Annotated in this window: 1 protein-coding gene; it reads left to right on the top strand. The window is 51.2% G+C overall.

Annotation, left to right across the window (positions count from 1 at the left end; genetic code table 11):
• On the top strand, positions 1-433 hold a 433-nt coding region (locus A3751_RS18155; protein ID WP_156492609.1), incomplete at its 5' end, for a zinc-binding dehydrogenase.
• Between the last annotated feature and the right edge of the window lie 293 nt (positions 434-726).

Here is a 726-nt window from a genome sequence, read left to right as displayed (position 1 = left end):
CGAACTGGGCTTTGACGGCGCGATCAACTACAGAACAGAAGACCCAGGCCCGCAACTCGATAAACTCGCTCCCAAGGGGTTTGATTTGTTTTTTGAGAACACCGGTGGGCCGATCCAAAACCTCATTTTCGAGCGAATGAACGCGCATGGGCGTGTTGTTGTTTGCGGCATGATCGCCGACTACAACAAGGCAAAACCAAGCCCAGGGCCAAACTGGATCCCAATCATCAAAAAACGTCTGACGATTCAAGGCTTCACGATGCCCGATCACTTCGCCGAAGTACCGAGCTTGTTAGCAAAGCTCACACCTTATGTGATGGCAGGACAGATCAAGCACCGTGCACATGTTCTTGAAGGCTTGGAATCAGCCATTGAAGGTTTGAATTTATTCTTTACTGGCGAGAACAAAGGTAAGCTCATCGTTAAGCTGTAAGCTTGGCAAGGAAGAGCGAAACGGCTTCGCAGCCATGAGTGAAACAAGCTGCGAAGCTATTCTGAGCAGATCACGACTGCTCGCGCTTTTGTGTACTCTGTTGGCCTTCGGGGGCTCTCCAGGGTACGCGACTCAGTTTACTGAAGCTCGAACGTCTCCGTATCATTAAGACCGTTGTGTCTAAGCGCCTCCGTGCTGCCATCGCGGCCCGTGTCACTATCTGCCGTTGAGCCAAAGTTGAGGTTGCTAAGCCCTAAGGTCCCGCCACTTAAACGTCGAATCGTATAAAGCGT

This window comes from Oleiphilus sp. HI0080 (assembly GCF_001635135.1).
The sequence above is the reverse complement of the archived record's forward strand: the minus strand, read 5'-3'. Positions and strand labels throughout refer to the sequence as shown.